Source organism: Roseateles aquatilis (assembly GCF_002205645.1).
In the GTDB taxonomy this organism is placed as follows: Bacteria; Pseudomonadota; Gammaproteobacteria; order Burkholderiales; family Burkholderiaceae_C; genus Roseateles; species Roseateles aquatilis.
In genome coordinates this window covers 473,976-494,260 of the sequence record NZ_NIOF01000001.1, presented here as the reverse complement: position 1 = coordinate 494,260, position 20,285 = coordinate 473,976, and the positions used below count along the sequence as shown (strand labels likewise).

Below are 20,285 nucleotides of genomic sequence, written 5' to 3'. Positions count from 1 at the left end.
CGCGCTACAATGCGCCTTAAGTTTTTGCGCAAGAACGTGGCGGGTCAGCAGTCGACCCCGCGCACTGCGCCAGAGACCGTGGTCTGTGTCGCCGACCACGCCACGGTCCCAGTCCCGCCGGTCGGGCCGCCCTCTGAGCGGCGGCCGACGGTGCCGAGAGCTCCCAAGAAGCAAGCAGATCGAACTCGTTCGGCGCGGCCCGATGCCGCCGCCGGCGCCCAAGATGGCGAAACACACGGAATTGGTCGGCCGCGATGCCGGCTTCATGAGCTGAGTCCATGAACACGCAGGAGGCCAAGCGTGTCCTGGAGACTGCCTTGCTCTGCGCGCAGGCGCCGCTGACGCTGCGTGACATGCGCTCGTTGTTCGCGGACGAGGTCAACGCGGACAGCGTGCGGTCGTTGCTCGACGAGTTGCTGCGCGACTGGGAAGGGCGAGGAATCGAACTGGTGGTGCTGGCCTCGGGCTGGCGCTTCCAGAGCCGGCCGGAGTTGCGCGAGCATCTCGACCGGCTGCATCCGGAGAAGCCGCCGAAGTACTCGCGGGCGGTGCTGGAGACGTTGGCGATCATCGCCTACCGTCAACCGGTGACCCGCGGCGACATCGAGGACATCCGCGGCGTGGTGGTGGCGACCCCCATCGTCAAGCAGCTGGAAGACCGGAACTGGATCGAGGTGATCGGCCATCGGGAAGCGCCCGGACGGCCGGCGCTGTACGCGACGACGCGGCAGTTCCTGGACGACCTGGGGCTGTCCAGCCTGGAGCAACTGCCCGCGCTGATCCAGGGCGGTGATCCGACGCCGATCGCCGGGGCGCTGCAAGGCTCGCTGCTGGAGGAGCCGCCCGGCGACGCGGTGGTCGAGGTCGAACCGGAAGGCGCGGTCGCCGTGGCGATCGCGACGGCGGAGGCCGCCGACGCGCAGGCGCTGGCCCAGGCATCCGGCCTGCCGGAGGCGATGGACGAGCAGGCGGAGCGCGTCGATCAGGCCGACCCGGCCAAGGAGGATGGGTCCGCCCAGTCCGACGCTGACGCTGTCGAAGCGGCGGCCGGGGGCGGGGCCGATGCCGGGCCCGGCCCGGGCCTCGGTTTCGAGGCGGCCCCGGTGAACGGGCTCGCCGTCGAGTCCACGAATGAAGATGAGGCGACGGAGGCATCGGAGGCCTCCATCGCGACCACTGACTCCGAATCCACCAAGCCGGCCGCCTCAGGCGAGCCGGGCGACGAACCACCGGCTGGGGCCGTCAACCCCGAGCCCACTTGAGCGCCCCGGGAAGGGGCCGTGTCCACCGCTGACAAGGTGCAAGCCGACACATGAATTCCAACGACATCGACAACTCCAAGCCCGAGGCGCTGGCCGCCGCCGCGTCGGACACCCCGTCCGACACGCCCGCGAAGCCCAAGCGCACCCGCAAGCCCGCCGCCTCCGCCACGGAGGTCGACCCGGGCGTGAGCCCCGCGGTCGAGGAGGCGCCCAAGCCCCGAGCCCGTCGCAAGACGGCGGCGTCCACCGAGGCTGCGGCCGACGTGGCCGTCCAGGCCGTGGAGGCGGTCCCCCAGATCGCCGAGGCGCCCGTGGCCGACGACGGTGAGGCGCCGGCCAAGCCCAAGCGCCGCACCGTCCGCGCCAAGCCGGCCGTGGAGGCCGCGGCCGCCGTCGAGACGCCCGTGGTCGTCGCGACGGCCTCCGCGACCGTCGAGATCGCGCCCGCGCCGGTGACGCCGGTGGCCGAGGCGGTGGGCGAGCTGGTCGCCCATGAAGCGTCCGACGCGGAAGGTCCCGCGACCGACGGCGAGGCGGGCGAGCGCGAAGGTCGCGGTCGCAACCGCCGCCGCCGTGGTCGTGATGGCCGCGAGGCCCGCGAAGGCGAGCCGCGCGAGGCTCGGCCAGCGCAAGGTGAAGGCTCGGGCGACAACGCCCCGGCTGCCACGCCGATCGTGGCCGACGACGCGCAACTGCAGGCCGAGGCGCAGGAGCGCTTCAACGCGCTGATCGCCGGCACGTTCGACGCCGACGCGGAGGCCGACGGCTCGGCCCAGGCCGAGCCGGCCGACGAGGTGGACGAGGCCGAGGAGGGCGTTGAGGCCTCCGGCCAGCCCGCCAAGCGCGTGCTGGCGCCCGAACCCGACGCGCCGAAGCTGCAGAAGGTGCTGGCGCAGGCCGGCGTCGGCTCCCGCCGCGACATCGAGGACATGATCGCCAAGGGCCAGATCACCGTGAACGGCGCTGTCGCGCACGTGGGTCAGCGCATCTCCTACGGCGACCGCGTGGCGGTGGCCGGCAAGCCGATCAAGGTCCGCATCGCCCCGATCGCGCCGCGCATCCTGGCGTATCACAAGCCGGTCGGCGAGGTCGTCACGTTCAACGACCCCGAGGGCCGTCCCACCGTCTTCCGCAGCCTGCCCCGCCTGCCGCAGGGCAAGTGGCAGTCGGTTGGCCGCCTGGACCTGAACACCGAAGGTCTGCTGCTGTTCACCAACTCCGGTGAACTGGCCAACCAGCTGATGCATCCGCGCTTCGGCGTCGAGCGCGAGTACGCCGTGCGCGTGCTGGGCACGCTGAGCAAGGAGCAGAAGGAGAAGCTGCTGGCCGGCGTCGACGTCGACGGCCAGCAGGCGAGCTTCAAGAGCATCGACGACGGCGGCGGCGAAGGCGTGAATCGCTGGTATCGCGTCGTCATCACCGAAGGCCGCAACCGCGAAGTCCGCAAGCTGTTCGAGACCGTCGGCCTGGCCGTCAGCCGCCTGATTCGCATCCGCTACGGCACCGTCGTGCTGCCGCGCGGCCTGCGCCGTGGCGTCTACATCGAACTGGGCGACGCCGATGTCCGCATCATTCGTCAGCTGGCTGGCAACGAGCCGCGTGAGCAACGCGCTGATCGCGGTGACCGCGCGGACCGAGGCGGTGATCGCGGCGACCGTGGCGGCGATCGCAACGACCGGGGTGACCGCAACAGCAAGCGCCGTCGCGGCAACACCGGCGGCCCGCGCCCGAGCCGCCCGGAGCCGCCGCGCAACGAGCAGCGCGCCCAGCAGCCGCAGCACCAGCCGCAGCAGCGTCCGGCCCCGCCGGAGCGCGAACGCCGCCGTGACGAGGACGAGGACGACTTCATCCCGCGTCACATCAATCCGCTGGAGCAGACCTTCGACCGTCGTTTCGCCACCAGTGGCAAGCGCGGCATTCCGCAGGGCTTCGGCCGCGGCGGCAGCGATCCCTCCAACAACCCCGACCAGGGTCGCAACAGCCGTGGTCCGGGCGGCGAGCGCCAGCCGGATCCGATGAAGACGTCGATGGGCTACATCGGCGCCGATGCCTTCATCAACCGGGGTAACCGCGGCGGTCGTCGCGGCGGCGGTGGTGGTGGTGGCGGAGGCGGAGGCGGTGGTCGCGGCCGCCGCTGATTCGCGGCCGTCATCGGCGCGGGCACGGCGGGCATCGCCGGGCCCGGTCCGATATCCCGCCCGGGCGTCTTGCTCGGGCCGGGGCATGCGGTGAGAGGGGAGGGGAACTCGGTTTCCTTCCCTTTTTGCTTTCCGGGACGCGGCGGCAGACATCGGGATGTCACCGGGGACTTGACTTCACGCAGTACAATGCCCGGCTTTGCCAAGCCCCAGATTTCAAGGAAAAAACATGGCCGTCGAACGCACCCTCTCCATCATCAAGCCCGATGCCGTGGCCAAGAACGTCATCGGCCAGATCTACGCCCGCTTCGAAGGCGCCGGCCTGAAGATCATCGCTTCCAAGCAGAAGCAGCTGTCGCGCGCCGAAGCCGAAGCGTTCTACGCCGTGCACAAGGCCCGCCCGTTCTTCAACGACCTGGTGAGCTTCATGATCTCCGGCCCGGTGCAGATCCAGGTGCTGGAAGGCGAAGGCGCCATCCTGAAGAACCGTGACCTGATGGGCGCGACCGATCCGAAGAAGGCCGAGAAGGGCACCATCCGCGCCGACTTCGCCGACAGCATCGACGCCAACGCCGTGCACGGCTCGGACGCTCCGGAAACCGCCGCGCAAGAAGTCGCCTTCTTCTTCTCCGGCCTGGAAATCAACGGCCGCTGAGCCGGCAACGCCTCTGACCCCCGGGCTACGAGGCCCTTGAGAAAGAGGAAACAATGATGGACGCGGTCAACCTGCTCGGATTCGATCTGCAAGGCCTTGCCGCGTACTGCGAGCAGCTGGGCGAGAAGCGCTTCCGCGCCACCCAGCTGTTCCGCTGGATCCATCAGAAGGGCGCGGCGGACTTCGCCCAGATGTCCGACCTGGCCAAGTCGCTGCGCGACAAGCTGGCCGGGCGCGCCCACATCACCGCGCTGCCGGTGATCTCCGAACATGTCTCCGCCGACGGCACGATCAAATGGTTGTTCGACGTCGGCCAGGGCAACGCCGTCGAGGCGGTCTACATCCCCGAGGACGACCGGGCCACGCTGTGCATCTCCAGCCAGGCCGGTTGCGCCGTCGGCTGCCGGTTCTGCTCGACCGGCCATCAAGGCTTCAGCCGCAACCTGGAGACCTGGGAAATCATCGCCCAGCTCTGGTACGCCGAGCACTCGCTGCGGCAGCGCCTGAACACCGATGAACGCGTCATCTCCAACGTCGTGATGATGGGCATGGGCGAGCCGCTGCAGAACTACGGCGCGCTCGTGCCGGCGCTGCGGATGATGCTCGACGACCACGGCTACGGCCTGTCGCGCCGCCGGGTGACGGTGTCGACGTCCGGCGTCGTGCCGATGATCGACCGCCTGCGCGACGACGCGCCGGTGGCGCTGGCCGTGTCGCTGCACGCGCCCAACGACCCGCTGCGCGACCAGTTGGTGCCGCTCAACCGCAAGTACCCGATCGCGGAACTGCTGGACAGCTGCAACCGCTATCTGGAACGCGCGCCGCGCGACTTCATCACCTTCGAGTACTGCATGCTCGACGAGGTGAACGACACGCCCGAACTGGCCCGCGAACTGATCGCGCTGCTCAAGGGCAAGGTGTCCTGCAAGATCAACCTGATCCCGTTCAATCCCTTCCCCGCGTCGGGCCTGAAACGCAGTTCGAACGAGCGCGTCAAGGCCTTCGCCGATCTGCTGATCCAGGCCGGCATCATCACCACCGTGCGCAAGACGCGTGGCGACGATATCGACGCCGCCTGCGGCCAGCTCGCCGGCGAAGTTCAGGATCGGACGCGGGTTCACCTGCGCATGGTGCGCGCGCCCGTGGTGGTACAGCGTGGCGCCGCATCTCCGTCAACGCCGCGCGAAGGCGCGGCGCCCGCATCGACCGCCAACCCACCAGGCCCACGTCCATGACCCCACTGTCGTTCGGCACCGTCTCCCCGCGTCGTCCCGCCCGGATCGTTTCCGTCGCGCTGTTGATCGCCGCGGCCTTGGCGGGCTGCGCGACCCCGACGGCCCAGCAGCCTCGCACCGCCAGCGACCAGACCGACAACGACCGCCGCGCGTCCGTGCGCATGGAACTGGCCGGCGGCTACTTCGCGCGCGGCCAATACGAGACGGCGCTGGACGAGGTCAAGCAGGCGCTGGCCGCGAAGCCGGACCTGCCCGAGGCCATCAACCTGCGCAGCCTGATCTTCGCCGCGATGGGGGAATACGCGCTGGCCGAGGACGGCTTCAAGCAAGTGCTCGCGCGCGATCGCGGCAACGCGGACACGCTGCACAACTACGGCTGGTTCCTGTGCCAGCGCCAGCGCTACGCCGAGGCCTACCAGCAGTTCGACGCCGCGCTCGCGCTGCCGACCTATCGCACGCCTGGCCGCACCTGGCTGGCCTGGGGCGTCTGCGAGGCGCGCGAGGGTCGCCTGGTGCCGGCGCAGCAGCGCCTGACGAAGGCTTTTGAACTGGAGCCCGGCAATCCGACCGTGGCGCTGAACCTGGGCGAGGTCCTGTACCGCCAGGGCGAATATGAACGGGCGCGTTTCTATGCCCGCCGTGTGAACACCAATGTGGAGCAAGCGAATGCGGCCAGCCTGTGGCTGGAACTGCGCATCGAGCGCCGCATCGGGAACATGGCGAACATGGAAGATCTCGGCCAGCAAATGCGGCGCAAGTATCCGCAGGCGACCGAGACCCAAGCGCTGAACAGTGGGCGATTCGATGAATGAGGGACATCGCATGACTCCGACGGTGGCCGACGAGGCGACATCCGCGGCCGCGCCGGCTGCTTCACCCCCGGCTGCGTCACCGCCGACGACCGCCGGGGCAGCCTTGCGGCGCGCGCGGGAAGCCCGCGGCCTGCACATCGCCGCGTTGGCGGCGACGCTGAAAGTGCCGCAGTCCAAGCTGGAAGCCCTGGAGGCCGACCGCTACAAGGACCTGCCGGACGCGACCTTCGCGCGGGCGCTGGCGCGGTCGATGTGCCGCGTGCTCAAGGTCGACGCCGAGCCGGTGCTGGCGATGCTGCCCAGCAGCGGCGCGGAGGCCTCGCTGGACCGCGTGACGCCGGGCCTGAACCAGCCGTTCCGGGAGCGCTCGTCCAGCCACGAGCCGATGATCTCGACCGATCTGATGAAGCGTCCGATGGTGCTGGGTGTGGCCGCCCTGCTGGTGGCGGCGGTGGCGGTCTACGCGCTGCCGTCCCATTGGATCGACCAGATCACGCAGCGTTTCCAAGGGGCCGACACCGCATCGTCGACGGTCGCCACCGGTGCCGCCGGCACGGCCGCGACCGCTGGCGCCGCCGATGTGCCGACGAACGTCGAGGCACCGCCGGCAGGCGCATCCGAAGCCGTGCCCGTGCCGCAAGCCGCCGCGAGCGTGCCAGCCCCTTCGCCGTTGGCCGTCGGAGCCGGCGCCAGCGTGCCGCCTCCGGTGGCCGCGGCGCCGACGCTGCCCGCCGCTGCCGGCAACACGACCGCGGCATCCACGCTCGCCTCGCCCGTCACGGCGCCGCCGCCCGGCAGCTCGTCGCTGCTGATCAAGGCCAGCGCCGAATCCTGGGTCGAGGTGGTCGACGCCAAGGGGCAGGTGTTGCTCTCCCGTCTGCTGCGGTCGGGGGATCAGGTCGACGTGAATGGCATCGCCCCGCTGAAGCTGCGCGTGGGCAACGTGGCCGGCACGGAACTGGTGTTTCGCGGCCAACCCGTGGACCTGGCCGCCCGCTCGCGTGACAACGTCGCGCGACTGGAGCTGAACTGAACCGCGCCGGATCGGACCGAAGGGTGGACTGATGGGCAAGCACGGCAGCATCCGCAGTAGCGGCAGCCACTCGGTCGCCGCCCCCCAATTTCTTTGCATGAGCGCCGCATGACGATGGACACCCAGATCACCGAAGCTTCCGCGATCGACGGCACCGACCCGTCGGACCTGATCGCCGCCGCCGCGCCGGCCCGGCACCTCACGCGCCAGGCGAACGTACGCTGGGGCGACCATGTCGTGACGATCGGCGGCGACGCGCCGGTGCGCGTCCAGTCGATGACCAACACCGACACCGTCGACGTCATCGAGACCGCCATCCAGATCAAGGAGCTGGCGATCGCCGGCTCGGAGCTGGTCCGCATCACCGTCAACACGCCCGAGGCGGCCGATGCCGTGCCGCACATCCGCGACCAGCTCGACCGCATGGGCATCGACGTGCCGCTGGTTGGCGACTTCCACTACAACGGCCACCGCCTGCTGACCGAGCACCCGGCGATGGCGCGGGCGCTGTCCAAGTACCGCATCAACCCCGGCAACGTCGGCAAGGGTGACAAGAAGGATCGCCAGTTCGCCCAGATGATCGAGGCGGCGGTGCAGTACGACAAGGTCGTGCGCATCGGCGTCAACTGGGGCAGCCTGGACCAGGAACTGCTCGCCCAGATGATGGACGACAACGCCCGGCGCGCCGCCCCGTGGGACGGCAAGCAGGTGATGTACCAGGCGCTGATCCAGTCGGCGTTATCGTCGGCCGCGTATGCGCGCGAGCTGGGCATGAATCCCGACAACATCATCATCAGCTGCAAGGTCAGCGGCGTGCAGGACCTGATCTCGGTCTACCGCGCGCTGGCCAGGCGCTGCGATTACGCGCTGCACCTGGGGCTGACCGAGGCCGGCATGGGCACCAAGGGCACCGTGGCTTCCGCCGCGGCGCTGTCGGTGCTGCTGCAGGAAGGCATCGGCGACACGATCCGCGTCTCGCTGACGCCGCAACCCGGCGAGGCGCGCACGCAGGAAGTGGTGGTCGCGCTGGAGATCCTGCAGTCGCTGGGGCTGCGCGCGTTCAACCCGAGCGTCACCGCGTGCCCCGGCTGCGGCCGCACCACCAGCACGACCTTCCAGGAGCTGGCCAAGCAGATCGACGACTTCCTGCGCGCGCAGATGCCGATCTGGCGCGGCAAGTACCCGGGCGTCGAGAACATGAAGGTCGCGGTGATGGGCTGCATCGTCAACGGGCCCGGCGAGAGCAAGCATGCCGACATCGGCATCAGCCTGCCCGGCAACGGCGAGGCGCCGGCCGCGCCCGTGTTCATCGACGGCGAGAAGGCGTTGACGCTGCGCGGCGACAACATCGCGACCGAGTTCCACGCGCTGGTCGAGACCTACATCGAGAAGCGCTTCGGCGAAGCCGGCGCGCATTGACCCTGCCGTGGCGCCCCGCGCCGTTCGCCGGTTGGTGGACGGGGAGGGCGCCGCGTCGTTTTTCCGATCGACATCGGGCCGGGGCGATCCCGTCCGGCCCTTCCCCGCGATACCTCGATCCCTCCCGGGGGATCCCGACCACATGACAGACACCAAGAAGCTGCAAGCCTTGCAGGCCGTCAAGGGCATGAACGACATCCTGCCGCCGGAATCGGCGCGCTGGGAATGGCTGGAAGCCATGATGCGCAGCGTGCTGCAGCGCTACGGCTACCAGAACGTGCGCACGCCCATCGTCGAGCCGACCGCGCTGTTCGTGCGCGGCATCGGCGAGGTGACCGACATCGTCGAGAAGGAGATGTACGCCTTCGAGGATCGCGCCGACAAGCACGGCCAGGCCGAGCACCTGGCCCTGCGCCCCGAGATGACGGCCGGCGTGGTGCGCGCGATGACGGAGCACTCGTTCCTGCGCGACTCCGGCCGCCGCCTGTACTACTTCGGCCCGATGTTCCGCCGCGAGAAGCCGCAGAAGGGGCGCTACCGCCAGTTCCACCAGATGGGTGTCGAGGCCATGGGCTTCGCCGGCCCCGACGTGGACGCCGAGGTCATCCTCATGGGCAGCCGCCTGCTGCGCGAGCTGGGCCTGAAGGACGGCGAGCACTTCCGCCTGGAGCTCAACTGCCTGGGCGAGCCGGCCGAGCGCCGCGCCCACCGCGAGGCGCTGATCGCCTACCTCGAACAGCACCAGGCGCTGCTGGACGAGGACAGTCGGCGCCGCATGCACAGCAACCCGCTGCGCGTGCTGGACACCAAGAACCCGGCGCTGCAGGACATGGCCAACGGCGCGCCCAAGCTGCTGGACTTTCTGGGCGAGGCCTCGCTGGCGCACTTCAACGGCGTGCGCGCGATCCTGGACGCCGCCGGCATCGCGTACCAGATCAATCCGCGCCTGGTGCGCGGCCTGGACTACTACAACCTGACGGTGTTCGAGTGGGTCACCGAGCGCCTGGGCTCGCAGGGCACCGTCTGCGGCGGCGGCCGCTACGACTACCTGATCGAGCAACTCGGCGGCAAGCCGGCGCCGGCGGTGGGCTTCGGCATGGGCATCGAACGCCTGCTGCTGCTGCTGGAGGAAGTCGGCACGCTGCCAGCGCCGGACGTCCCGGACGCCTACGCCGTCATCCCGTCCGCGCAAGGGCTGCCGCAGGTGATGGTCGCGCTGGAGGCGCTGCGCGCGGCCGGCGTCCGGGTTGTCATGCATCCGGGCCAGGGCAGCATGAAGTCGCAGTTCAAGAAGGCCGACGGCAGCGGCGCCCGTTTCGCGCTGATCTTCGGCGAGGACGAGCTGGCGCGCGGCGAGGTCGCGGTCAAGCCGCTGCGCGATGAAGGCGCCGCGCAGACGACACGATCGCTTTACGACGTGGCCGGCTGGGCAGCCGAGCTGCGCAACGCATAATCGCGGCTTTGCCGGGGTGGCGCAGGCCGCCGCCGGTCAGATTCCGAGTACCCGCCGGCCCGCGCCTGTCGCACCGGCTTCGATAGTTCAACCGACGGACCGTTTTTCGCACATGGCGTCTCATCTCGATCTCGAAGAACAGGAACAGCTGGAGCAGGTCAAGGCGTTCTGGAAGCGCTGGGGCAATGCGATCACCTGGCTGCTGACGCTGGCGCTGGTGGCCTACGCCGGCTGGACCGGCTGGAACTACTGGCAGCGCCAGCAGGCCGCCAAGGCCGCCGCGATGTTCACCGAGCTGGAACGCGCGGCGCAAGCCGGCGACGCCGGCAAGGCCACCGCGGTGTTCGGCAACCTGAAGACGGAGTACGGCTCGACCGGATACGCCGCGCAGGCCGCGCTGATCGCCGCCAAGCTGCAACTGGACAAGGGCAAGGCCGACGAAGCCCGTGCCACGCTGACCTGGGCCGTCGACGGCGCCAAGGGCGACGCCTACCGTGATCTGGCCCGCCTGCGCCTGGCCGCGCTGCAGATGGATGCCAAGCAGTACGACGAGGCCGGCAAGACGCTGGACGGCGTCAAGAACGCCGACTTCGCGCCGCTGCTGGCCGATCGCCGCGGCGACCTGGCGTTGCTGCAGAACAAGCCCGACCAGGCCAGGACCGAATTCAAGAAGGCCTACGACGCCATGGACAAGCAGTTGGACTACCGCCGCCTGCTGCAGGTGAAGCTGGCCAGCCTGGGTGTCGCCGTCGGCGACGACGAAACGCCGGGAGCCGCGCAATGATCGCCCGCATCCAAGGCCGCCCGCTGATCCGTCCGTTGGCCCGCGCGCTGGTGCTGGCCGGCGTCGCGCTGACGATGGGCGCGTGCTCGCTGTCCAGCAGCTCCAATGCGCCCAAACCCGCGCCGCTCGAGAACATCACCCCGTCGCTGCAAGCCCGCGTGGTCTGGGAAGCGCGCGTGGACAGCGTCAAGTTTCCGCTGACGATCACCGCGCTGGACGACCGCTTCGTGGTCGGCGGCTCGGACGGCGTCATCAGCGCCATCTCCGCCAAGGACGGCACCACGCTGTGGCGCGCCGAGGTCGGCAAGGGCCTGACCGCCGGTGTCGGCAGCGACGGCCGTTTCGCTGCCGCGGTCACTCGTGACAACGAGCTGGTCGTCACCGAGGGCGACCGGATCCTGTGGCGCAAGGCGATGACGACGCCGGTGGTGACCGCCCCGTTCGTCGCCGGCGAGCGCGTCTTCGTGCTGACGCTGGATCGTGCCGTGCTGGCCTTCGACGCGGCCGACGGCCGTCGCCTGTGGGAGCTGCGTCGTCCGGGCGAGCCGCTGACGCTGCAGCAGTCCGGCGTCATCGGCGCCTACCAGAACACGCTGCTGGTGGGGCAGGGCCCGCGCCTGGCCGGCGTCGATCCGACCCGCGGCCTGCTGCTGTGGGAGGCCTCCGTCGCCAGCCCGCGCGGCACCAACGAAGTCGAGCGCCTGGCCGACCTGGTCGGCCCGATGGGCCGCGACAAGGACACCTTCTGCGCCCGCGCGTTCCAGTCCGCCGTCGCCTGCGTCAACGCCGAGCGCGGCAACGCGATCTGGAGCCGCAACGTCGGCGGCAGCCGCGGCCTGGGCGTCGACGCCGCGATCGTCGTCGGCGGCGATGCCTCCGACCGCCTGACGGCCTGGGGCACCCGCAACGGCGACGTCCAGTGGACCGCCGACCAGTTCCAGAACCGCAAGCTCAGCGCCCCGCTGGTGACCGCCAAGTCGGTCATCGTCGGCGACGGCGAGGGGTACGTGCATTTCCTGTCCCGCGACAAGGGGCAGACCATCCAGCGCCTGTCGACCGACAGTTCCGGCGTCGTCGCCGCCCCGGTGCAATCGGGGGACACGGTGCTGATCGCCACTCGCAGCGGACGCTTGTTCGCGCTGCGCCAAGACTGATATGAAACCTGTGATCGCCCTGGTGGGCCGCCCCAACGTGGGCAAGTCCACGCTGTTCAACCGGCTGACGAAGAGCCGCGACGCCATCGTCGCGGACTTCGCCGGCCTCACCCGCGACCGCCACTACGGCGACGGCCGTCTGGGCGATCGCGAGTTCATCGTCATCGATACCGGCGGCTTCGAGCCGGACAGCTCCACCGGCATCGTCAAGGAGATGGCCAAGCAGACCCGCCAGGCCGTGGCCGAGGCGGACGCGGTGATCTTCGTGCTGGACATCCGCACCGGACTGGCCGGCCAGGACATGGACATCGGCCGCTACCTGCGCCAGTGCAACAAGCGTGTCTTCGTCGCGGTCAACAAGGCCGAGGGCATGAGCGACTCGCCGTTGATGGCGGAGTTCCACGAGCTCGGCATGGGCGAGCCGCACCCGGTCTCCTCCGCGCACGGCCAGGGCATCCGCAGCCTGCTGGAAGCGGTGCTGGACAGCTTCGACGAGGGTCGCGCCACGGACGATGACGTCGCCTTCGACGGCGACGCCCCGGACGAGGAAGGCGACGAACCCCGCGCCATCCGCCTGGCGGTGGCCGGCCGCCCGAACGTCGGCAAGAGCACGCTGATCAACACCTGGCTGGGCGAGGAGCGCCTGGTCGCCTTCGACATGCCGGGCACGACGCGCGACGCCATCAGCGTCGACTTCGAGCGCAATGGCCAGAAGTTCAAGCTCATCGACACCGCCGGCCTGCGCCGCAAGGGCAAGGTCTTCGAGGCGATCGAGAAGTTCTCGGTGGTCAAGACGCTGCAGGCGATCTCCGACGCGAACGTCGTGCTGCTGCTGATCGACGCCACGCAGGGCGTGACCGACCAGGACGCCCACATCGCCGGCTACGTGCTGGACAGTGGCCGCGCGGTGGTCGTCGCGATCAACAAGTGGGATGCGATCGACAGCTACCAGCGCGAGACGATCGAGCGCCAGATCACGACGCGCCTGGCCTTCCTGCGGTTCGCGCCCATCCTGCAGATCTCGGCGCTCAAGCGCCAGGGCCTGGGGCCGCTGTGGAAGGCGCTGGCCGACTCGTATTCGTCGGCCTACAAGAAGATGACCACGCCGGTGCTGACGCGCCTGGTGCACGAGGCCGTCGAGCACCAGCAGCCCAAGCGCGCGGGGTTGTCCCGTCCCAAGCTGCGCTACGCCCATCAGGGCGGCATGAACCCGCCGATCGTCGTCATCCACGGCAACGCGCTGGAAGGCGTCAGCGACGTGTACAAGCGGTATCTGGAAGGGCGGATCCGCGATCACTACAAGCTGGTCGGCACGCCGCTGCGGATCGAGATGCGGTCCTCGAAGAACCCGTTCAACGAAACCTGATCACCGACCCGTCCGGGGAAACCCGGTGCTGTGATAAGGTCGGGCACTCCAACACCTCTCACAACACGGAGCATATCGTGAGCAACAAAGGACAACTCTTGCAAGACCCCTTCCTGAACCTGCTGCGCAAGGAGCATGTTCCCGTGAGCATCTACCTGGTGAACGGCATCAAGCTGCAAGGCCACATCGAGTCCTTTGACCAGTACGTGGTGCTGCTGCGAAACACGGTCACGCAGATGGTCTACAAGCACGCCATCTCCACGGTGGTGCCGGGCCGGGCGGTGAACTTCCACACCGGCGAGAGCAACGACGCCAGCTGATCCGGATCCCGCGGCCGCCGTCCTTCCCGATGGTGGCCGCGCGGTCACGCCAGGCGCACTACGCGGACCGCGACCCGGTCCGCCGAACACCCAATCTTGACAACGCAAGATCCCACTCATTCGACGCCGCCCCCCGAGGCGGCGCGCGCCATTCTGGTGGGCGTCGACCTGGGCCGCGAGGCTTTCGACGCCACCCTCGATGAACTTGCCCTGCTGGCGGAATCCGCCGGCGACACCCCCGTGGCCCGAGTCGTGGCCAAGCGCAAGGCGCCCGACGCGGCGCTGTTCATCGGCTCCGGCAAGGCCGACGAGATCAAGCTGATGGTGCAGGCGCTGGGCGCCCACACCGTGCTGTTCGATCAGGCCATCTCCCCCGCGCAGCAACGCAACCTGGAGCGTCATCTGGGCGTGCCGGTGGCGGACCGCACCGCGCTGATCCTGGAAATCTTCGCCGCTCGCGCGCAGAGCTTCGAAGGCAAGCTGCAGGTCGAGCTGGCCCGCCTGCAGTACCTGGCCACGCGCCTGGTGCGCCGCTGGAGCCATCTGGAGCGTCAAAGCGGCGGCATCGGCATGCGCGGCGGCCCGGGCGAGAGCCAGATCGAGCTGGACCGCCGCATGATCGACGACCGCATCAAGTCGATCAAGGAGCGCCTCAAGAAGGTCCAGCGCCAGCGCGCGACGCAGCGGCGCGCGCGCACCCGCAGCGGTGTGTTCCGCGTCTCGCTGGTCGGCTACACCAACGCCGGCAAGAGCACGCTGTTCAATGCGCTGACCAAGGCCAAGGCCTACGCCGCGAATCAGCTGTTCGCGACGCTCGACACGACCACGCGATCGCTCTACATCGAGGAAGCCGGCGCCAGCGTCTCGCTCTCCGACACCGTCGGCTTCATCCGCGATCTGCCGCACAAGCTGGTCGAGGCGTTCAAGGCGACGCTGCAGGAGGCGGCCGACGCCGACTTGCTGCTGCACGTCGTGGACGCCGCCAGCCCGGTGCTGACCGAGCAGATGGAGGAAGTGGAACGTGTGCTGGCCGAGATCGGCGCGCAGCACATTCCGCAGATCCTCGTCTACAACAAGCTCGACCTGCTGGAGCCCAACCAGCGCCCGCGCGCATTGCAGGACTGGCTGACGCGCATCGGCGGCGAGCACGGCGGGCAGCGCTTGCCGCGCATCTTCGTCAGCGCCGCGCAGGGCGAGGGCCTGGACGAGCTGCGCGCGATGATCGCGTCGCTGATGCAGGCCGCGCCGGTGCCGGAGTACGCCGGGCAGGAGACGGACCTGGAGCCGTCCCCGCTGGATGATGTCGATGGGGGCGACGAGGCCGATGCGATGGGCGATGCCGATGAAGCCGACTTGAACGCGCAAGACCTGCCCCAAGATCGGTCGGACGTTCAGGATGATCCGCAAGGGCGCGCAGGCTGACACCACGCGGCGATGCCCGATACTTGCAACAAGACTTCCTTATCAGGATGCGTATGAATCAAGACGACCGCATGTCCATGGCAGGCCGTGGACGTGACCCGCAGGGTGGAGCCGGCGGCCTGCGCCGCAGGCTGGGCCTTTGGATGAGCAATGGCCGCAACGAGGGCCCGCCCGACCTGGACGAACTCTGGCGCGACTTCAACCGCAAGCTTTCGCGGCTGTTCGGCGGTCGCGGCGGCAACAACGACGGTGGCCCCTCGGGCAACGGCGGCGGCGGTGGCAACTACCAGCCCGACATGAAGGGCGCCGGCATCGGCGCTGGTCTGGTCGTGGGCGTGGTGCTGCTGGGCTGGCTGGCCAGCGGCGTGTTCATCGTCCAGGAAGGCCAGCAAGGCGTGATCACCTCGTTCGGCAAGTACAGCCGCACGGTCGACGCCGGCATCCAGTACCGCTTCCCGTACCCGTTCCAGGCGCACGAGATCGTCTCGTTCACGCAGCTGCAATCGGTGGAAGTCGGTCGCAGCTCGGTCGGACAGGCCTCGGGCCTGCGCGACTCGTCGATGCTGACGCAGGACGAGAACATCGTCGACATCCGCTTCACCGTGCAATATCGGCTGAAGGATTCGCGCGACTACCTGTTCGAGAACGTCGGCACCGATGACGCCGTCGTGCAGGCCGCCGAATCGGCGGTGCGCGAGATCGTCGGTCGCAGCAACATGGACTCGGTGCTGTACGAGCAGCGCGACGCGATCGCGATTGATCTGGTCAAGTCCATCCAGGTCCAGCTGGACCGGCTGAAGACCGGCATCCAGGTCGTCAACGTCAACGTCGGCAGCGTGCAGGCGCCCGAGCAGGTGCAGGCGGCGTTCGACGACGCCTTCCGCGCCACCGCCGACCGCGAGCGTCTGAAGAACGAAGGCGAGGCCTACGCCAACGACGTGATCCCGCGCGCCCAGGGTCAGGCGGCCCGTCTGCGCGAGGACGCCGAGGCCTACCGTGCCCGCGTCGTCTCGTTCGCGGAAGGTGATTCGCAGCGTTTCAAGAGCGTGCTGGCCGAGTATCAGAAGGCGCCGGGCGTCACGCGCGACCGCCTGTACATCGACACGATGCAGCAGGTCTACTCGCGCGTCACGAAGGTGATGGTCGACGCCCGCAGCGGCTCCAACAACCTGCTGTACCTGCCGCTGGACAAGCTGATGCAGCAGCAAGGGCAGGGCACGGTGACGACCACGGTGCCGACGCCGGCGGTCACGCCGGATCCCTCCGCGACCGGCGCCAGCTCGCTGAACGCCGACCCGCGCTCACGCGACAACGCGCGCAGCCGCGACCGCGACGGCCGTTGAACGACAGGAGCACCACACAATGAATCGCATCGTCTCCGTCGTCCTGGGCTTGCTGATCCTGTTCGTGATCGCCAGTTCGACCTTGTTCGTCGTCGACCAGCGCCAGTTCGCGGTCGTTTATTCGCTGGGCGAGATCAAGGAAGTCGTCACCGAGCCCGGCTTGAAGTTCAAGCTGCCCCCGCCGCTGCAGAACGTGGTCTTCCTGGATCGCCGCGTGCAGACGCTGGACAGCCCGGACTCGCGCCCCATCTTCACCGCCGAGAAAAAGAGCCTGGTCATCGACTGGCTGGTGAAGTGGCGCATCGTCGACTCGCGCCAGTACATCCGCAACAGCGGTACCAGCCTGCGCAACCTGGAGGCTCGCCTGAGCCCGATCGTGCAGGCCGCGCTGAACGAGGAAGTCACCAAGCGCACCGTGCGCGCGGTGCTGGCCACCGAGCGTGAGAAGGTCATGCAGGACGTGCGCAAGCGCCTGGAGGAAGAGGCCAAGCAGTTCGGCATCGAGATCGTCGACGTGCGCGTCAAGCGCGTGGACTTCGCGGCCAACATCACCGAGTCGGTCTACAACCGGATGAAGTCGGAGCGCGCCCGCGTCGCCAACGAGCTGCGCTCGACCGGCTCGGCCGAAGGCGAGAAGATCAAGGCCGACGCCGACAAGCAGCGCGAGATCATCACCGCCGAGGCCTACCGCGACGCGCAGAAGATCATGGGCGAGGGCGATGCGAAGGCATCGGCGCTGTACTCGGAAGCCTTCGGCCGCGACCCGGCGTTCGCTCAGTTCTATCGCTCGCTGGACGCGTACCAGCGCAGCTTCCGCAACAAGAGCGACGTGATGGTGCTGGATCCGTCCAGCCAGTTCTTCAACGCGATGCGCAACGGCGGCCCCGGTGGTCCCGCCGCGGCGCCGAAGAAGTAATCGCGGTCCGCGCGGCTGTCTACGGACTCCCACGATAGCGGCCGGCCACAAGGCAGCACGGGTGTCATGAGCGGCGACAACTGGCTCGTGGCACTGGCGCTGCTGCTGGTGATGGAAGGGCTGATGCCCTTCCTGAATCCGGTGGCCTGGCGCAAGCTGTTCGCCAAACTGTTGGCGATGAGCGACGGCCAACTGCGCTTCCTGGGCCTGGCCAGCGTGTTGTGCGGCGGCTTGCTGCTGATGCTGGTCTGGCACTGATCGCAAGGGCGGCCCACGGGGACGCCCTTGTGCTTTTTCAAGGCTCCCGCGGGGCGCCGATCCTGCGCGCGACCCTCGCGTGAGGGGCGCGCCCGCCGAGGTTCGTCGCGACCCCGGTACAATGCCGTTTTTAACCCCCTCCTGAACGTCATGGCCTCTGCTTGGCTGCTGCCCGAGCACATTGCTGACGTCCTGCCCTCCCAGGCCCGCCGCATCGAAGAATTGCGCCGCGAGCTGCTGGACATGGCGCGGACCTATGGTTGCGAGTTGGTGATGCCGCCCATGCTGGAGCATCTCGACTCGCTGCTTTCCGGCACCGGTCAGGCGCTGGACCTCAAGACCTTCAAGCTCGTCGACCAACTCTCTGGTCGCAGCCTCGGCCTGCGCGCGGACACGACGCCGCAGGTCGCGCGCATCGACGCGCATCTGCTGAACCGCGCCGGCGTGACGCGCCTGTGCTACTGCGGCCCGGTGCTGCACACCCGCGCCGAAGGCCTGACCGCGACGCGCGAGCCGCTGCAGTTCGGCGTCGAGATCTACGGCCATGCCGGTCTGGAGGCCGACCTGGAAGCGCAGGAGCTGGCCATCGACGCGATGCAACGCGCCGGCCTGAAGCACCTCGTGCTGGATCTGGGCGACGCGCGTCTGGTGCGGGGGCTGCTCGGCGAGCACGCGCTCGACGAGGACCGGCTGAACGCGCTGGTGGCTGCGATGGCCGCCAAGGACGCGGCCGGTGTCGCCGCGTTCGCGAAGGAATTGCCTGCCGACGTCATCACGGCGCTGCAGGCGCTGCTGGGCCTGTATGGTGGCGTCGAGGTGCTGGCGTTGGCGCGCGAGCGCCTGCCCGCGCATCCGCTGGTGACCGCCGCGCTGGACGACCTGGACTGGTTGATCCGCCATTTGCAGGCGGCCTATCCGGATGTGCGCATCGGCGTGGACCTGGCGGACCTGCCGGGCTTCGGTTATTACAGCGGCGCGCGTTTCGCGCTGTATGCGCAGGGCTGCAGCGATGCCGTCGTGCGCGGCGGTCGTTATGACGAGGTCGGGGCCGTCTTCGGCCGGCGTCGTCCGGCGGTCGGCTTCAGCCTGGATCTCAAGACGCTGGCGGGCCTGCTCCCCGCCACGTCGCTGCGGGCCGCGGTGCGCGCCCCGTGGGGCGAGGATCCCGACCTGCGCGCGGCGGTCCGCCGTCTGCGCGAGCGGGGCGAAACCGTGGTCTGCGTGCTGCCGGGCCACGAACAAGAGAACGACGAGTTCGAATGCGACCGCGAGCTGGCGCAGGCCGGCGGTCAGTGGGTGTTGCGATCGCTGTGAGCGTCGCCTTCCACACCCTCCCTCTCAACCCAATCATCGGATGAACAACATGCAAAGCAGTGAGATCGCGCGCGGCCGCAACGTGGTCGTCGTCGGCACCCAGTGGGGCGACGAAGGCAAGGGCAAGGTCGTCGACTGGCTCACCGACCACGCCGAGGGCGTGGTGCGCTTCCAGGGCGGCCACAACGCCGGCCACACGCTGGTCATCAAGGGCGTGAAGACGGCCCTGCAACTGATCCCTTCGGGCATCATGCGCGACGGCGTGGCCTGCTACATCGGCAACGGCGTGGTGCTGGATCCGACCCATCTGCTGTCGGAGATCGAGCGCCTGGAGAAGGCCGGCGTCGAGGTGCGCTCGCGCCTGTTCATCAGCGAGTCCTGCCCCCTGATCCTGCCCTTCCACGTCGAGGTCGACCGCGCCCGCGAGGCGCTGCGCGAGAGCAGCGGCAACGGCAAGATCGGCACCACCGGCAAGGGCATCGGCCCGGCCTACGAGGACAAGGTCGCCCGCCGCGCGCTGCGCGTGCAGGACCTGAAGCATCCGGAGCGCTTCGCCAAGAAGCTCAAGGAGCTGGTCGACCTGCACAACTTCGCGCTGTCCGGATATCTGAATTCGAAGGCACTGGAGTTCCAGCCGATCTACGACCACGCGATGTCGCTGGCCGAGCAGATCAAGCCGATGATGGCCGACGTCGGCTACATGCTGCACAAGGCCAACCTGGCCGGCCAGAACCTGCTGTTCGAAGGCGCGCAAGGCACGCTGCTGGACATCGACCACGGCACCTACCCCTATGTGACGTCGAGCAACTGCGTCGCCGGCAACGCGGCCGCGGGCGCCGGCGTCGGGCCGCAGATGCTGCACTACATGCTGGGCATCACGAAGGCCTACGCGACGCGCGTCGGCTCGGGCCCGTTCCCGACCGAGCTCGACTGGGAAACGCCCGGCACGGTCGGCCATCACCTGTCGACGGTGGGTCAGGAGCGCGGCACGGTGACCGGTCGCGCGCGTCGCTGTGGCTGGCTGGACGCCGCGGCGCTCAAGCGCTCGATCATCATCAACGGCATCTCGGGCCTGTGCCTGACCAAGCTGGACGTGCTGGACGGCCTGGCCGAGATCAGCATGTGCATCGGCTACGAGCTCGACGGCAAGCGCCTCGACATCCTGCCGCTGGATGGCGACGAGATCGCCGCCTGCAAGCCCATCTACGAAGTCTTCCCCGGCTGGACCGAATCCACCTTCGGCATCACGAGCTGGGATCAACTGCCGGCCAATGCGCGCTCGTACCTGAAGCGCGTGGAAGAAGTGATCGGCGCGCCGATCGCCATGGTGTCGACCGGTCCCGACCGCGATCACACCATCCTGCTGCAACACCCGTTCCAGGCCTGAGTCGTCCGCCAGGC

The 20,285-nt window shown here is 69.0% G+C and carries 18 protein-coding genes; all 18 read left to right on the top strand.

Features of this window, described 5'->3' with window-relative positions; all coding sequences use genetic code 11:
• Window positions 1–278: 278 nt before the first annotated feature.
• The 18 genes from scpB (at window position 279) to CDN99_RS02050 (ending at window position 20,271) form a co-directional block, all read left to right on the top strand.
• On the top strand, window positions 279–1,262 hold the full coding sequence (gene scpB / locus CDN99_RS02135; RefSeq protein ID WP_088382453.1) for an SMC-Scp complex subunit ScpB: 984 nt from the start codon (window positions 279–281) through the stop codon (window positions 1,260–1,262).
• Between the two features lie 50 nt (window positions 1,263–1,312).
• Entirely contained in the window at window positions 1,313–3,400 is a 2,088-nt protein-coding gene (locus CDN99_RS02130; RefSeq protein ID WP_088382452.1) for a pseudouridine synthase, read from the top strand.
• Between the two features lie 229 nt (window positions 3,401–3,629).
• The gene (gene ndk / locus CDN99_RS02125; protein ID WP_088382451.1) at window positions 3,630–4,055 is read left to right on the top strand and encodes a nucleoside-diphosphate kinase; all 426 of its coding nucleotides are present in this window, start codon (window positions 3,630–3,632) and stop codon (window positions 4,053–4,055) included.
• Between the two features lie 53 nt (window positions 4,056–4,108).
• Window positions 4,109–5,290 carry a dual-specificity RNA methyltransferase RlmN gene (gene rlmN / locus CDN99_RS02120; RefSeq protein ID WP_088382450.1) on the top strand — a complete coding sequence of 394 codons (1,182 nt, stop codon included), beginning with the start codon at window positions 4,109–4,111 and terminating at the stop codon, window positions 5,288–5,290.
• Complete coding sequence (gene pilW, locus CDN99_RS02115) at window positions 5,287–6,102, top strand: type IV pilus biogenesis/stability protein PilW (protein ID WP_088382449.1); 816 nt, start codon at window positions 5,287–5,289, stop codon at window positions 6,100–6,102. Before rlmN ends, pilW begins: the two co-directional genes overlap by 4 nt.
• Window positions 6,103–6,112: 10 nt before the next feature.
• On the top strand, window positions 6,113–7,135 hold the full coding sequence (locus tag CDN99_RS02110) for a RodZ domain-containing protein (RefSeq protein ID WP_088382448.1): 1,023 nt from the start codon (window positions 6,113–6,115) through the stop codon (window positions 7,133–7,135).
• A 114-nt stretch (window positions 7,136–7,249) separates the two neighbouring features.
• Window positions 7,250–8,554, top strand: a complete 1,305-nt coding sequence (gene ispG, locus CDN99_RS02105) for a flavodoxin-dependent (E)-4-hydroxy-3-methylbut-2-enyl-diphosphate synthase (RefSeq protein WP_088383314.1) — start codon at window positions 7,250–7,252, stop codon at window positions 8,552–8,554.
• A gap of 142 nt (window positions 8,555–8,696) precedes the next feature.
• Window positions 8,697–10,007: a histidine--tRNA ligase gene (hisS, locus tag CDN99_RS02100; protein WP_088382447.1), complete on the top strand. Its 1,311-nt coding sequence runs from the start codon at window positions 8,697–8,699 to the stop codon at window positions 10,005–10,007.
• 112 nt (window positions 10,008–10,119) lie between these two features.
• Window positions 10,120–10,791: a YfgM family protein gene (locus CDN99_RS02095; RefSeq protein WP_088382446.1), complete on the top strand. Its 672-nt coding sequence runs from the start codon at window positions 10,120–10,122 to the stop codon at window positions 10,789–10,791.
• Complete coding sequence (gene bamB / locus CDN99_RS02090; protein WP_238139320.1) at window positions 10,788–11,945, top strand: outer membrane protein assembly factor BamB; 1,158 nt, start codon at window positions 10,788–10,790, stop codon at window positions 11,943–11,945. Before CDN99_RS02095 ends, bamB begins: the two co-directional genes overlap by 4 nt.
• Before the next feature lies 1 nt (window position 11,946).
• A complete protein-coding gene (der, locus tag CDN99_RS02085; RefSeq protein ID WP_088382445.1) occupies window positions 11,947–13,311 on the top strand; it encodes a ribosome biogenesis GTPase Der in 1,365 nt (454 codons plus the stop codon).
• A 77-nt stretch (window positions 13,312–13,388) separates the two neighbouring features.
• Window positions 13,389–13,631 carry an RNA chaperone Hfq gene (gene hfq, locus CDN99_RS02080; protein ID WP_067275532.1) on the top strand — a complete coding sequence of 81 codons (243 nt, stop codon included), beginning with the start codon at window positions 13,389–13,391 and terminating at the stop codon, window positions 13,629–13,631.
• Between the two features lie 96 nt (window positions 13,632–13,727).
• Window positions 13,728–15,053, top strand: coding sequence for a GTPase HflX (hflX, locus tag CDN99_RS02075; protein ID WP_238139319.1), 1,326 nt, complete (start codon window positions 13,728–13,730; stop codon window positions 15,051–15,053).
• A 143-nt stretch (window positions 15,054–15,196) separates the two neighbouring features.
• Window positions 15,197–16,396, top strand: a complete 1,200-nt coding sequence (hflK, locus tag CDN99_RS02070; RefSeq protein ID WP_238139375.1) for an FtsH protease activity modulator HflK — start codon at window positions 15,197–15,199, stop codon at window positions 16,394–16,396.
• A gap of 19 nt (window positions 16,397–16,415) precedes the next feature.
• Window positions 16,416–17,312: a protease modulator HflC gene (hflC, locus tag CDN99_RS02065; protein WP_088382442.1), complete on the top strand. Its 897-nt coding sequence runs from the start codon at window positions 16,416–16,418 to the stop codon at window positions 17,310–17,312.
• A gap of 66 nt (window positions 17,313–17,378) precedes the next feature.
• The gene (locus CDN99_RS02060) at window positions 17,379–17,570 is read left to right on the top strand and encodes a DUF2065 domain-containing protein (protein WP_088382441.1); all 192 of its coding nucleotides are present in this window, start codon (window positions 17,379–17,381) and stop codon (window positions 17,568–17,570) included.
• A gap of 150 nt (window positions 17,571–17,720) precedes the next feature.
• Entirely contained in the window at window positions 17,721–18,884 is a 1,164-nt protein-coding gene (locus tag CDN99_RS02055; RefSeq protein ID WP_088382440.1) for an ATP phosphoribosyltransferase regulatory subunit, read from the top strand.
• A 49-nt stretch (window positions 18,885–18,933) separates the two neighbouring features.
• Complete coding sequence (locus CDN99_RS02050) at window positions 18,934–20,271, top strand: adenylosuccinate synthase (protein ID WP_088383310.1); 1,338 nt, start codon at window positions 18,934–18,936, stop codon at window positions 20,269–20,271.
• Window positions 20,272–20,285: the final 14 nt, after the last annotated feature.